Origin of the sequence: Salinivibrio sharmensis (genome assembly GCF_001995985.1) — a bacterium.
Lineage (GTDB): Bacteria > Pseudomonadota > Gammaproteobacteria > Enterobacterales > Vibrionaceae > Salinivibrio > Salinivibrio sharmensis.
Genome location: NZ_MUFC01000003.1, coordinates 65632 through 79576 on the forward strand (window position 1 = coordinate 65632; position 13945 = coordinate 79576).

9 protein-coding genes and 1 tRNA gene are annotated in these 13945 nt (G+C 49.6%); 6 read left to right on the top strand and 4 right to left on the bottom strand.

Annotated features, from left to right (window positions below; genetic code table 11):
* The first annotated feature begins 224 nt into the window (after positions 1-224).
* Positions 225-809: a superoxide dismutase [Fe] gene (gene sodB / locus BZG74_RS03835; RefSeq protein ID WP_069362010.1), complete on the top strand. Its 585-nt coding sequence runs from the start codon at positions 225-227 to the stop codon at positions 807-809.
* Positions 810-960: 151 nt separating this feature from the next.
* Here sodB and asd read toward each other — a convergent pair whose 3' ends face one another.
* On the bottom strand, positions 961-2082 hold the full coding sequence (asd, locus tag BZG74_RS03840) for an aspartate-semialdehyde dehydrogenase (protein WP_077771591.1): 1122 nt from the start codon (positions 2080-2082) through the stop codon (positions 961-963).
* 546 nt (positions 2083-2628) lie between these two features.
* Here asd and nhaC point away from each other — a divergent pair.
* Positions 2629-4068 (top strand): Na+/H+ antiporter NhaC, encoded by a 1440-nt coding sequence (gene nhaC, locus BZG74_RS03845; RefSeq protein ID WP_077771422.1) that lies wholly within the window; start codon positions 2629-2631, stop codon positions 4066-4068.
* Positions 4069-4195: 127 nt separating this feature from the next.
* Here the strand turns inward: nhaC and yejK are convergent, their stop codons facing one another.
* Entirely contained in the window at positions 4196-5215 is a 1020-nt protein-coding gene (gene yejK / locus BZG74_RS03850) for a nucleoid-associated protein YejK (protein ID WP_077771423.1), read from the bottom strand.
* Positions 5216-5292: 77 nt separating this feature from the next.
* On the opposite strand from yejK, the gene BZG74_RS03855 reads away from it, so the two are divergent.
* The 3 genes from BZG74_RS03855 to BZG74_RS03865 all read left to right on the top strand — a co-directional run bounded on the left by BZG74_RS03855 (position 5293) and on the right by BZG74_RS03865 (position 7643).
* Positions 5293-5511 carry a YejL family protein gene (locus BZG74_RS03855; protein ID WP_069362013.1) on the top strand — a complete coding sequence of 73 codons (219 nt, stop codon included), beginning with the start codon at positions 5293-5295 and terminating at the stop codon, positions 5509-5511.
* A 42-nt stretch (positions 5512-5553) separates the two neighbouring features.
* The gene (locus tag BZG74_RS03860; RefSeq protein ID WP_077771424.1) at positions 5554-7431 is read left to right on the top strand and encodes a DUF3413 domain-containing protein; all 1878 of its coding nucleotides are present in this window, start codon (positions 5554-5556) and stop codon (positions 7429-7431) included.
* Between the two features lie 135 nt (positions 7432-7566).
* Positions 7567-7643, top strand: a tRNA-Pro gene (locus BZG74_RS03865).
* A gap of 61 nt (positions 7644-7704) precedes the next feature.
* Here the strand turns inward: BZG74_RS03865 and BZG74_RS03870 are convergent.
* Together BZG74_RS03870 and BZG74_RS03875 are read right to left on the bottom strand one after the other, a co-directional pair.
* On the bottom strand, positions 7705-9771 hold the full coding sequence (locus BZG74_RS03870; RefSeq protein WP_077771425.1) for an alpha-amylase: 2067 nt from the start codon (positions 9769-9771) through the stop codon (positions 7705-7707).
* A gap of 157 nt (positions 9772-9928) precedes the next feature.
* Complete coding sequence (locus BZG74_RS03875; protein ID WP_077771426.1) at positions 9929-12874, bottom strand: bifunctional diguanylate cyclase/phosphodiesterase; 2946 nt, start codon at positions 12872-12874, stop codon at positions 9929-9931.
* A gap of 225 nt (positions 12875-13099) precedes the next feature.
* Between BZG74_RS03875 and BZG74_RS03880 the strand changes: the two genes are divergently transcribed.
* On the top strand, positions 13100-13858 hold the full coding sequence (locus BZG74_RS03880) for a sulfite exporter TauE/SafE family protein (RefSeq protein WP_077771427.1): 759 nt from the start codon (positions 13100-13102) through the stop codon (positions 13856-13858).
* The last annotated feature ends 87 nt before the right edge of the window (positions 13859-13945 follow it).

Sequence of the window (13945 nt, forward strand, 5' to 3'; positions counted from 1 at the left end):
AAAAAATGCCTAAATCTTTTGTGGGATTAGGCATAAAAATTTTACTGCGATCCTTTTAATAAAGTAAAAACTTGCTAAACTACACTCAGCAAAACGAAAATAGTAGCCACACCCGATGCTTAGGTGCTGAGTTGTTCGCGTGAGCATTCATGGCCAACAACACACACGAGCGCCGGTGATGGACTACAGGAAGCACTCTCACGATAAAAACGGAGATATAAGCAATGTCATTCCAACTACCAGAACTCCCTTTCGCAAAAGATGCACTAGAACCACATATCTCAAAAGAAACCTTGGACTATCACTACGACAAGCACCACAACACCTATGTTGTGAAGCTTAATGGTCTGATTGAAGGGACTGATTTTGAAGGTAAGTCACTCGAAGAGATCATCAAGAACTCTTCAGGCGGTGTATTCAACAATGCCGCGCAAGTGTGGAACCACACCTTCTACTGGCACTGCCTAAGCCCTAACGGTGGCGGTGAGCCAACTGGTGACGTTGCGGACGCAATCACTAAAGCGTTTGGCTCTTTCGACGAGTTTAAAACTCAATTCACCAACGCAGCAGTTACCAACTTTGGCTCTGGCTGGACCTGGCTGGTGAAAAAAGCAGATGGTTCAGTGGCGATCGTCAACACATCAAATGCCGAAACCCCACTGACTCACGACGGTGAAACGCCACTACTGACTGTGGACGTTTGGGAGCACGCTTACTACATCGATTATCGTAACGTACGTCCAGACTATCTGGCTGCCTTCTGGAAGCTGGTTAACTGGGACTTCGTCGCGAAAAACTTCGCAGGCTAAGTCAACTGACGACAATAAGCTAAAAGCTAGGAGGCGTTTATCGCCTCCTTTTTTATGCACGCTTGATAGACAGAGATTAAGCGACAAAGAAAATCGGACACAAAAAAGCCGCCAACTCCGTTGACGGCTTGCTACGGTTAGCGCTCGGTGATTAGTCTTGCGCTTTTTCCGACAAGATAATACGCAACGTACGACGCAGAGGCTCTGCCGCGCCCCACAACAGCTGGTCACCCACGGTAAAGGCATTCAGGAAGTCGCCACCCATTGCCAGTTTACGTAAGCGACCTACCGGCACAGACATGGTGCCTGTCACTTTGGCCGGACTCAGATCCGTCATGGTGACATCGCGCTCATTGGGAACCACACTGACCCAATCGTTATGTGACGCAATCATGTCTTCAATTTCATCCATTGGCACCGCTTTTTTCAGCTTAATGGTCAGTGCCTGGCTGTGACAACGCATTGCCCCCACACGGACGCATGTGCCGTCGATAGGGATCGGGTTGTTGTCTAGCCCTAAGATCTTGTTGGTTTCAACCGAGGCTTTCCACTCTTCTTTGCTTTGACCATTGTCACGCTTCACGTCAATCCAAGGGATCAGTGAGCCGGCAAGCGGCACGCCAAAGTTGTCACTTGGGAAGTCGCCTGAGCGCATGGTTTGCGCGACTTTGCGGTCAATGTCTAAAATAGAAGTGGCAGGGCTGGCCAAATCAGTATTAACGGCATCGTTGATCACCCCCATTTGGCTGATCAGCTCTCGCATATGTTTAGCGCCTGAGCCTGACGCGGCTTGGTAAGTCTGGGCGGTCATCCACTCAACCAACCCGTTTTGGTATAAACCACCCAAGCCCATTAGCATCAAACTAACAGTGCAGTTACCACCAACAAAGGTACGCGTGCCTTTATGAATTCCCGCTTGGATTTGTTTGAAGTTAATCGGATCCAAGGTGATGATACTATCATCTGCCATTCGTAGTGATGACGCCGCATCAATCCAATAGCCTTTCCAACCTGATTCACGCAGCTTCGCGTAAACATCGTTGGTGTAGTCTCCGCCTTGGCAGGTGATAATAGCATCGAGGGTTTTTAGCATCTCAATGTCGTAAGCATCTTTTAGGGTACCTGCATCCTTACCGTAGTTCGGTGCGTCGATACCAACCTGAGAGGTACTAAAAAATACAGGTTCGATATGGTCGAAGTCTTTTTCTTCTACCATACGCTGCATCAGCACAGATCCCACCATGCCTCGCCAGCCAACTAAACCTACTCGCATCATAATTTTCACACTCCATGTTGTGTGACCGCCGTTTAAAGCACATTCTTAGTTCGACAGTCAGTGAAAAAACGTTTTTGATACTAACACGTCTTTTCACAGTCGTCAGGTTAGCCCCTTTTTCTGCTCAATTATCCACCATTTTTTAAACCTTCCGTCACGAATACCTAACGTGGTTTAACGTACATACGCCGAAAAACACCGCCTTCATACACATAAAATCCATTAATGAAAAACATATGACTAACCTTAATAAAACAAGATACCAACAAGTCACAGCGACAATTAACCCAGCTCGCGTTTGACTCACATAAGCGACAAAAATGTTTCCCATCTCATTGTTCTGTTAGCTAGAGTATGACGCCTCACAAATGGAACAAAGGATACTGACACACGGACAGTGATGTGAGTTTGGTTGTTGCTAGTTGCATCGCTAAATCGCGCAGGGAGTAGTCGCGCAATCACAGACGATCCACCTTCCGATAATGATATTGATACGTTCGCCATATCGGTTGTCACCGAGTGCGACGTGAAGAAGGTTCAGTTATGACAACACATCAAATTCGATTACCATCCATCGTTCAGGTCATTCTCGCGCTTGGTGCATTTTTGGCGCTCGCGTTTTCGTTTACCGCAAAGCTCGATTTACCTATCCAACTAGCATTGTTTATTGGCTGGTTCGTGATCATGGGCTTGGGACTCAAATTAGGCCATCAATACAAAGATCTTGAGTCAGCAGCGACCAAAGGTATTTCCAACGGTCTTGGGGCGGTGTTAATTCTCCTTTCCGTTGGCGCACTTGTGGGCACCTGGATTGCTGGCGGCATTGTTCCCACTATCATTTACTATGGTCTGAAAGCTATCCATCCTTCTATCTTCCTTTTAGCGACCATGTTGATTTGCTCGTTAACCGCTTTGGCGACAGGAACCTCTTGGGGCGCGGCGGGTACCGCGGGGATTGCAATGATGGGTATTGGCCAAGGCCTTGGGATCCCAGCGCCGATGACAGCGGGTGCGGTGCTATCTGGCTGTTATTTCGGCGACAAAATGTCTCCGCTGTCTGACTCGGTGATCCTGGCTTCATCCATGTCAGGCGTGGAAATTGTCGAGCATATTAAAGGTATGCTTCCAATTGCGCTTATTAGCTACATCATTACCGGCATTTTGTTTACCCTGGTCGGCTGGCACTATGCTGGCAATGTCGATATGAGCCAGGTGGAAATGGTGAAACAAGCGATGCAGGATCAGTTTGTGATCACCCCGATGTCATTTATCCCTGTGCTCATCGTACTCGCGCTGCTCGCCATGCGCCTGCCATCGTTCCCGGTGATTAGCTTTGGCTCATTACTCGGGGTTGTTTGGGCAGTGATGTTGCAAGATATGGCCCCTGTTGCGGCGATTAACACCGCCTGGGCCCCCTTCTCTGTCGCATCAGGGGTGGATTTTATTGATGCTATCCTCAATCGCGGCGGTATGTCGTCCATGCTTGGGTCTGTGGCAGTGATTGTATTTGGTCTCGGTTTTGGTGGCTTACTGGAAAAAGTGGGCGTGCTGCATACTATCGCGAGCCTCTTTGAACGTCGCGTCAACAGTGCTGGAAGCTTGGCCACCTCCACGATCGGCACGGCCTTTATGGGGAATATTTTTGGCTCAGCGATGTATGTATCACTGATCTTAACCCCCAAAATCTGCGCGAAAAACTACGACCGCTTGGGTTATCAGCGCAAGAACTTGTCCCGTAACGCTGAGTTTGGTGGCACGCTGACATCCGGTATGGTGCCTTGGAGTGATAACGGCATCTATATGGCAAGCATCTTAGGGGTCGCTACCTTGTCGTATGCGCCATTTATGTGGCTAAGCTTTGTTTGTATCGCTGTGACTATTGTTACCAGCTACATGGGTTGGTTTGTTGACAAAGTCGATCCAGCACAAGCCGTGCCCACTGATGACGCAACGACCCTAGACGCCGAGCCTGAGCGCGCGTAAAACGCAAATAACACAGTATAGCGAGCGCTTCTCTACGCAACCTAAAGAAAAAGCGGGACACCTGATGGTGTCCCGCTTTTTTATCATACAGATCAAACTGACCCAGCCACGATCAATGGTCTAAACCCTAGTCGTCATCACGGCTCGACAAGCGGCGCTGAAGCTGGTCGCGCAAGTTCGGCGGTGTGCCTTTTATGGTCAGCGTATCTGTCTCTGGATCATAAAAAACACGTTCCCCCAATAACATGGCGTCAAAGTTTACCGACAAGCCACCGCCTGCCCCAACAAACTTGGTGAGCTTTCTCATCGTGGTTCTGTCAGCCGGGAATTGCTCTTCAAGCTCATACCCTTGCTGGTTAGCATACTGATAAAAGTCAGTGCCTTCGGGCGTGGCCGGTAACTCGCCCGCAAGCTCTTTTACCACCACTTCATCGCCGGCTTTAAGCTGATCATTACAATAATCAAAAACTTGCTTGCGGTAGTTGTTCTTTTCCTCCTTGTCGAGACGGGCATCGTCGCAATAGTCTTCTACTGCTTGCATCAGCACCTGGTTTTGCTGCTTACTATCCATCCCCACTTCCGCTTGTAGAAAGTCGAGGAAAAAGTCAGCGACTTTGCGCCCCACGCGACCTTTGATAAAGGAAAGGTAGCGATTTGACTCGGCATCCGTCTCCCAAGTCGATAAGTCAATGCGCGCAGCGATATCCATCTTGCTGACATCGAGATACTCGGTGGCATTCACCTCCAATTCATCGGTAACGCGTAAACTGTGCTTAGACTCGACAACACCGATAAACAGATAATCCGTCGCTAGCGCTCGGTAGTGTGCCATCACCAAGGTGCCGTTATCGGCAAAAGGATATTTTGCGAGTTCGGCACGCAAGCGCTCCACCGCCTTTTCCGACAATGTTTGAAAGTCGAGCTCACCAGTACGATAGGCCTTTAACCACTGCTGGAAGTCACTCTCGGTATCAAACAAAGCAAACCCCTTGCCTGCTTTTGCATGATAAACCCGATGAATGTCTCCCATCAGGTTTTCGGTTTGCTCAGTCAGCGGCAACGGGCCGTCTCGAAGGTGAACGTTAAGCGAATCATCATCTTGCTTAACGATTTGATGCAATATTACGTTAGAAAGCGTGAGGGTCATGATTGAAAAGATTTTCAGTAAGACTAAAGTGTGAGTTATTATACGCTGCTTTGGTTTTAAGAAGAAAAGACGAATTTATGCCTGTAACTTCAAAATATGACGACGAGCAAGTGGAACGTATTATCAACGATGTTGTCAACGTGTTAGAGCAACACGATGCCTCAACGGATTTATCGCTGATGGTGATCGGGAATGTCGCCACCAACATCCTTAATCACAATATCCCTGCCGCCCAACGCCAGGCATTTGCCGACAAGTTTGCCCAGGCATTAATGGCATCTATCGATAAGCAATAATGCATAAAGCAGCAGACGCTACTAAGAGAAGAATTAATTTGTATGGTTGATAGCGGAACATCGTATCGTGACAAAGTATCCCAGCTAATCAGTTGGGGGCATTGGTTTAGCTTTTTTAACATCATTGCCGCTATGTTGCTGGGCACGCGCTACATCAGCCAATCAGGATGGCCTGAAACGCTATTAGGGCAAAGCTACTTAGTGTTCAACTGGGTTGGGCACTTTGGCTTTCTGGTGTTTGCGCTGTATATTCTGATTATTTTCCCGGCCAGTTTTCTTATCCCCTCCCAGCGGTTAATGCGGCTGTTTGCCGTACTGGTTGCCACCGTTGGGATGATGGTGCTGCTGCTTGATATTTACGCTTACCAAACCCTGCACCTTCACCTTAACCCATTGGTGTGGGAGCTGCTGTTAAGTGGCGAAAAAACCGATATGAATGCGCATTGGCAGTACTTGTTTATTGCCGTGCCCGCCATTTTTATCTTAGAGCTGATTATTGCCGAATGGGTGTGGCGCAAACTGCGCAAACTGACGCGCAAGCGTATTGGTATCCCGGTTGCTGCCGCCTTCGCGCTTTGCTTTATCTCTAGCCATCTTATCCATATTTGGGCGGATGCCTTTATCTATAGCCCGGTCACCGCACAACGCTCCACCTTCCCGGTCTCCTATCCGATGACCGCGAAAACCTTTATGGAAAAGTATGGCTTGCTCGACAGGCAAGAGTATCAGCGCTTACGTGAACAACGCGGGCAGGAAACCAGCGAAGTGATTCGCTACCCTCTCAAGCCACTTGCGTTCGCTCCGGATGCCAACAAGTATCAGAAAAACTTACTGATGGTGATGGTAGAGGGGCTACGCGCGGACATGGTAAATCCAGTGACCATGCCTCACCTTCACCAGTTTGCTAACCAAAACCTGTGGTTTAAAAATCACTTTAGCAGCAGCAATGATGACATGGCGGGATTGTTTGGCTTTTTCTATGGCCTACCTGGCAGTTATGCGCAAAGCGCCCGTACCGAGGGGCTGCGTCCGGTACTGATAGAAACCCTCAAACAGCGTGATTATCAACTGGGGCTGTTTAGTGGCGATCATTTCGCCAACCCCATTTATTATCAAAGCATTTTCAGCCAAGCGCTTGAACGCGATAGCCAATCGGATGCACCCGCTTGGCAAGCCGATGCCAATGCCGTCAGCACGATGCAAAATTGGCTGGGAAGTCGCGAAACCGACAAGCCATGGTTTGGTTACCTGGAATTGGCAACCGTGAATGAATATGAGCAAGGTGGTGGCTACCCACAGCCTTTTCAGCCGGCGCTGGATAGTGCCATGGCAGGGGTCGATACCCAGACAAGCTTGGTATTGAAAAACAGTTATAATAACGCCGCACATTATGTTGACGATCAACTTGGCCGCTTGCTTAAGCACCTAGAGCAGTCAGGCCAGTTGGACAACACCGTAGTGATGATCACTGCCAATCACGGGATGGAGTTTAACGAAACCGGGCTCAACAGTTGGGGCTCAAACTCAAACTACAGTCGATATCAGTTACAAGTGCCCATGATTATGCATTGGCCCAACCAAGATGCGGAGCAAATTGAGCACTATAGCAGCCATCTTGATGTCGCTCCTACGCTGATGGAATCCATGCTATCGGTCAGCTCTCCGGCGGAGACGTATAGCAGTGGAACCAACTTGTTCGAGCTTAAAAACCGTCCACGTAAATGGGTGCTCGCTGGCGATAGCCGAGATATCGTGGTGGTGCAACCGCAAAAAACCACCGTGGTGGATAAATTTGGCAACTATAAAGTGTTTGATAAACACTACACGCCGCTGCCAGAAGGGAAACCGCAATTGTCACTGCTGATGCAAGTGATGCATGAACTGAAACGCTTTTATTATCCCGAAGAGCCGTCGTCGTGATAAGAAAAGCGCAGAGGAAAGCGTCACTTCACCTCGCTATGTTGACGCTTTAATAGCCAAACGGTTGAAAAACCGAAAAACAATTCCCCTTGGCAATTGACACCCACCAGGCCGATTCGTAATATAGCGTTTAGTCGGTCTGTAGCGCAGCCTGGTAGCGCACTGTCATGGGGTGTCAGGGGTCGCTGGTTCAAATCCAGTCAGACCGACCACTATTTAAGCCCACCGTTCATCGAACGGTGGGCTTTTTCGTATGTGCGCATAAAGGACAAGTTACTTCGCTTGTCGCCCGACAAACGCCGCAACCACGGTATCGTCGCCAAGTTGGCGAGAAAACACATAGGCACCCGCTTGGGGGATGGCTTGATGCTTGCCTGCACCAATAGCCGGGTGATCTTGCCTAAACTGGCCCACTTTACGCCAATGGTTTAGTAAGTCCGCTTGCATAGCGTTGCGCTGCCATATCATGTCTGAACGAGTGCCTTGATGGAAATCGTCCCCGTAAGGGCCCAAGTCACGTCCGACTTCATCACCATAGAACACTTGTACCGCACCGGGCGCTAGCAACAGTGCATTGGCAGCCCCCCGCTGCATGCTGGCGTCTTTAAAGCGACTGAAAAAGAGCTCAGTATCATGGGAAGACATATAACTTACCGGAATGAAATCGGCCTCTTTTGCCATAGTGTCGGCATATGCTTGATAAGTGTCTTGCATTTCACTGAGGCAATACGCTCCCTTGTCCATCTGCTTTTGCAAATCGAAATTAATCAGCGCATCAAAGCCTTGGTCAAAATACGGGCTGCGATAAGCACGGTGGCCCCATACCTCTCCCATCATCCAAAACGGCTCTCCCGTTTTGTCATGTTCACGCCGCCACGTCTCTAACGCCGCCGAGGCTTGCGATTTCAATGCTCGCCAAACCTCGCCATCGACATGCTTGACCGTATCCACCCGAAAACCATCAATACCGAAACGCTCTACCCATTGGGTTTGCCATTCAAGTAAGTAATCACTCACGGTATAGTTATCGCGCGCTTCAACACGGGTACCTGGGTTGTTGAGTAGCCATTGCGGTGGCGTCACTAGCTGATCGGATTCCGTTTTAAAATCCGGTAGCCCTGCTAGTGTCAGGGTTTTATCACTGCTGCCGGGCTGATCATAACCAGGTAACCCAGCTCGCACCCAGTCTTTGCCCCACCACTGGTGCCAGTGGGTGCTCTTGTAGTCAATTGCCTGATGGAAGTCATGCCAACTTTGCCCCTTATCGGGCTGCCAATCTTGCCACCTTTCTGGCAAGTCAGCGTCATTGACGACATTAATCCCGTCTTGCTGTAAGTCCGCCAGCGTGGCATAACCTGGGTGGTTGACCACAGCGTCAAGAAACACTTTTAGGCCGCGCTGGTGCGCTTCATCCACCAGGGTTTTGAGCACGGCGTCATCACCAAAGTTGTTGTCTACTTGGGTAAAGTCACGTGACCAGTAACCGTGGTAGGCATAAAAAGGAAAACTACCTTTGCTTCCGCCTCCAACAAAGCCATGGACTTGCTCGACAATCGGCGATAACCAGATCACATCTGTGCCGAGCGACTGGATATAATCCAGTTTATCGATTACCCCTTGCAGATCCCCACCATGAAAAGTGCCGATGTTCCGTGCATCATCTTGATGACGCCCATAACTGTGATCGTTGCTCGGATCGCCATTGTTAAACCTGTCTACCATCACAAAATAGATATTGGCATTCCGGTAACTAAACGTAGAAGAAGGCGCGTCAACGGGGGCCAATAACACCAAGCCACCGCTGTTCGCTGCCGGCGTCAGTGTGACACGTTGATCTTTTACACTCACCACTTGGCCACTGAGCGCCTCTTTTAGCTGGGTACCTTCAGCAAAGCTATCGCCAAGTTGCAGAGTGACAGGCCCGCCTTGATACTGCTGGCATTGCACATCCGGCAAAGGCCGTTTAAAGGTGGAGGCCGTCTTTTTCGGCTCACGTTTTACGCGTAATGTGCGTGTATCTGATTGATAATAAAAGCCATAGTCACCAGCAAAACGAATAGTGAGATCAAAGGTGCTGGCAGTGTCGCACTTAAGCGGTATCGGCGTATTAAACTTAGCCTTCGAGGGGGTATTCGCTTGGCACTCACCGTCAACACCGTCCACCGTGACTTGGTACGTGTTTTTTCCCAATGCGAAGACCGCAGGTGCGTCTGCGCTGAGTGGCTTATCGGCTTGTGTGGTTGAGGTGGTCACCGTGATATGAGGAGAGGCTGCGGCTGTCATTGAAAGCGAAGCGGCTATCGCGATAGCGAGCCGCTGCCAAGTAAATACAGGGGTCATGATCGTACTCCTTGCGATTTTCTTATAGGATAAAAAACCCGCAAGCGGTTGACATCATTCCCGCTTCTGCGCCCTAAAACTGTGAGCGATGACCATCAAAGGATGAGCCTAATCCATCATCCATTGCTCGCTTTATTGGCAACAGCATGGTGAAACATCAATCATTCTCCACCCCCAAAAGCTCGCCAATATCGGCAGCAGGAGCTGGACGACGATATAAATAACCTTGTCCAAAGGTGCAGCCTAGCTCATGCAGTATGGTCTGTTGATGTAGCGTTTCAATCCCTTCCGCCACCACGCCAATCCCCAAGCTATCTGCCATCGCAATCATTGCTGAAACAATGGCAACCTCTTCTTCATCGGGCGACTGGCTTTGAATATCTTTGATAAAGTGACGGTCAATTTTTAGTTTCGAGATCGGATAACGTTTTAGGTACGCCATCGAAGAATAGCCCGTACCAAAGTCATCAATTGCTATCCCAACCCCCTTTTCACGCGGCTGTTCGAGAACACGTAACGCATTGGCTTGATTTTCGATCAAAGTGTTTTCCGTGATCTCCAGCTCTAAAAAGCGTGGATCTGCGCCAGTTTGCTCTAATGCCTCGGCTACCACTTGGGTAAAAGTAACATCCGCGAGATTGCGCGGCGAAATGTTCACGGCCATGGAGATCAGCGCCCCCGCATCATGCCACGCTTTTAATTGGCGACAGCCGGTTTCCACCACCCATCGGGTAATATCATGAATGATTGAGCGCTCTTCAGCGACCTCGATAAAATGAAGGGGAGACAGCAAGCCGCGTTCAGGATGATGCCAACGCAGTAATGCCTCGACACCTACAATTTGCCCTGTCACCAGATCCACTTGCGGCTGATAAAAGAGCGCTAGCTCTTCATTTTGCACGCATTGTCGCAACTCCACCGCTAAACGTAGCTTGTGGTTGGCATCAATGGTTAATGCATCATCATAGAACGCATAAGTATTGCGGCCCGACTTTTTGGCATGATACATGGCCGAATCGGCGAACGTGAGGAGCTCTTCGGTACTCGACGTATCGTCTGGGTATTGCGCAATACCAATACTTACCCCAATTTGCGCATCAATGCCGCCGTCGAGGACAAACAAGCGGTTCATGGCGTGGATCACGTCTTCCGACAAGCGAATGCAAGCTGCGTTATCAGTATGAATCAAGCGCAGGATGACAAACTCGTCGCCCCCCAAACGCGCCAAAGTGTCACCCTCAGCAAGCAAGCCATGTAAGCGCTCACTGACCAACTTCAACAACTCATCGCCCACCGCGTGGCCATGGCTGTCATTGACGAACTTAAACTGGTCAAGGTCCAGAAACATCAAGGCTATCTGATTGCGCTGAACCGACTGCATGCTCATCGCTTGACGAACCCGGGACGTTAACAACAGACGATTTGGCAGCCCGGTTAACGAATCATAATGGGCTAAATCAATCAGTTTTTTCTCTGAATCTTTAAGCTTGGTGATATCCGAGAACACCCCAATATAATTAACCACATTATCAGCCTCATCTTTCACCACGCTGATAGAGAGTCGCTGGGGGTACACTACGCCATCTTTGCGTCGATTCCATATTTCGCCTTTCCACCGCCCGTGGTCGACAATTTGCTGCCACATTTCAGTGAAGAACGATTTGTCATGGCGACCAGAGTTCAAAATGGCCGGCGTGGCACCAATGACCTCGCTTTCTTGATAGCCAGTAATGGCACTGAACCCGCCATTCACTGCGACAATTTTCCCTTCCGCATCGGTAATCAGCACCCCTTCACTGGACTGCTCGAAAATTTTTGCATTGAGCATTAGCTTTCTTTCTACTTCAAGACGTTCTGACACATCATGAATCACAGAAAAAAGCAGCTTGGCATGGCCAATGGTAATCGGTGAAGAATGGACTTCCACTTGCCGCACCTCACCACTTTTAAGCCGATGCGAGAAGATAAAACAGTTTTTCGCACGCTGTTGCGCCTGCGAGAGGCTTTCTTTAAGGGTATTACCGGTTTGAGTATTGATATCACTGATCCGCATCGACGTCAGTGAGGCATGGTCATAGCCATAAAACTGCTGCGCACTGTCATTGGCATCAAGAATATCGCCCGTTTTCGCATCGAGGAGCATCATCACAGCGTCGTGACGTTTAAAAATGCTTCTGAAGCGGTAGCTATCATCCACCACTCGCCCTATCGATTGGGCAAAGCTGCGCCCCGCGTTGTAACGGCCATAAAGCCCTCCCAGCCAAAAAAGCAAAATAATCGTACCGACAACCCACACCGAGGGGTGAGGATGTAGCCCTTTCCACCCCGACTGAGGCACTCCCAGTAAACGCCAATCCCCCGACGGCAAATTGACCGTGACCGTCTCAGGCGACTGGCTCAGTACCGACGTGTCACCATAAACCGTGGTAAATAGTTGCTCAGATTCGCGTTTTTCCTGTAATACCGCACGGACAGGATAGTTTTCTCCTTGCTTAAAACTGGCGGAGAACAAACTATCGATATCTAACACCGTAGATAACACCCCCCAAGGCAGACCGGTGTTTTGGTTGACTATCGACTGCCTGGCAATCAACGCTGTCCCACCTTGTATGAGCTCAACAGGTCCGGATATAACAGGCTGTCTTGAGGCATAAGCCGCACGAACGCTCTCTAGTTGTTCGGGAATATCATGATAATGGGTGCCCAATAAGGAGGACTCTAACGTGTTAGGGTAAACGTGGCTGATCACCCAGTTTCGCGCCGCGCCAAAATTAAGAATATAGGGCGTTTTACCTCTAAGCTGGCCGGCAAAGCGGGAAAATTCATCCTGGTCAAGCTCAGGGTTCAAGCTGATATAGGTGGCAAGTCCGTGACTTAAATCCAAATTCTGTGTCACTTTCAGCTCAATACGAGAGCGATAGGCCAGCAGCGCCCGTTGCACCTCTTTCACTTCTTGATCATGCGCTTGTTGGTACAGCCAAAACTCCACTGAGGCCACAGAGAAAGCAAAGACCAAAATGGAAATAAGCACATTATAAACAAACCCCACTCGCGCGGAGCGGCGTGCAACTTTATCAAGCGCTGAAGGAACAGCTTGCTGCATGACGTGATATAACCTTATTTCGCGCGGCTAGCGGAGCGAAAAATAACCAAATTTCAGATGTAGCTCGTGATTATAAAGGGCGTGAACAGATTCGCCAGTATTACTACTAGGTTTCACAACATCGCGCATAAACAGTATGCTTAAAGTGGTTTTGCTATCAAGCGGTTACACCACTCATCAGGCGTAGCCAAAATCACACGCAGCGATTCCAGACAAGGAGCGTACATGGCAATCACCATAGAGTATGGCCTGCTACTGGTCAGTTTGGGGCTTGTCGCCGGGATAATTAATACATTGGCAGGCGGCGGCTCTAACTTAACCTTACCCGCCTTGATGGTGATGGGCATGCCGGCTGATGTCGCCAATGCCACCAATCGCGTGGCAGTGTGGTTACAATGTGCTTCAGGCATGGCGGGCTTTCGCCAGCACAATAAACTCGACACCCAAGATATTATCCCTGTTTTAGTCCCTAACTTAGTCGGCGGGTTATGCGGTGCTTTAGCGGCTGCGTGGCTGCCGGCAAGCTGGGTAAAACCCTTGTTGCTTGGCACCTTGCTAACCATGACGCTGGTGATGCTTATCAAGCCGGCGACGTTTGGTTCTCCCGAAGGCACGCCTATCAAAAAAGTCTCGTCAACTCCCTCTGCCTGGCTGGGCTTATTACTCGCAGGGTTTTATGGTGGCTTCGTGCAAGCCGGGGTCGGATTTGTGTTGTTGGCAGCCCTGTGTGGTACGCTTAACTACGATCTAGTCCGCGGTAATGCTCTGAAACTGGCTTGTACACTCGCTTTCACCACCTTGTCCTTAATCGTGTTTATCGCTGATGATCTTGTGCGCTGGGTGCCAGGGCTGATTTTAGCCGTTGGCACCATGTTGGGCGCTCGAGTGGCCGTTCGCTTTGCCATTTCAGCTAACCCCAAGGTGCTTAAAGGCTTCCTGTTTGTGATGACACTGGTTGGCTGTATTGCCGCTTATGCGTTCTAACATCTCACCTTGTATGTTTGCTCGCCGCATACTTCACGTGCAAGTTGTCGCCACCCTGGTGGTAATATGGCGTACCGCACCAACAAC

What these genes read in the sequence shown, in the direction of transcription:
- asd (WP_077771591.1), bottom strand. Translation starts at nt 2,082, where the DNA reads ATGCGAGTAGGTTTAGTTGGCTGGCGAGGCATGGTGGGATCTGTGCTG.
- nhaC (WP_077771422.1), top strand. Translation starts at nt 2,629, where the DNA reads ATGACAACACATCAAATTCGATTACCATCCATCGTTCAGGTCATTCTC.
- BZG74_RS03860 (WP_077771424.1), top strand. Translation starts at nt 5,554, where the DNA reads ATGGTTGATAGCGGAACATCGTATCGTGACAAAGTATCCCAGCTAATC.
- sodB (WP_069362010.1), top strand. Translation starts at nt 225, where the DNA reads ATGTCATTCCAACTACCAGAACTCCCTTTCGCAAAAGATGCACTAGAA.
- BZG74_RS03870 (WP_077771425.1), bottom strand. Translation starts at nt 9,771, where the DNA reads ATGACCCCTGTATTTACTTGGCAGCGGCTCGCTATCGCGATAGCCGCT.
- yejK (WP_077771423.1), bottom strand. Translation starts at nt 5,215, where the DNA reads ATGACCCTCACGCTTTCTAACGTAATATTGCATCAAATCGTTAAGCAA.
- BZG74_RS03855 (WP_069362013.1), top strand. Translation starts at nt 5,293, where the DNA reads ATGCCTGTAACTTCAAAATATGACGACGAGCAAGTGGAACGTATTATC.
- BZG74_RS03880 (WP_077771427.1), top strand. Translation starts at nt 13,100, where the DNA reads ATGGCAATCACCATAGAGTATGGCCTGCTACTGGTCAGTTTGGGGCTT.
- BZG74_RS03875 (WP_077771426.1), bottom strand. Translation starts at nt 12,874, where the DNA reads ATGCAGCAAGCTGTTCCTTCAGCGCTTGATAAAGTTGCACGCCGCTCC.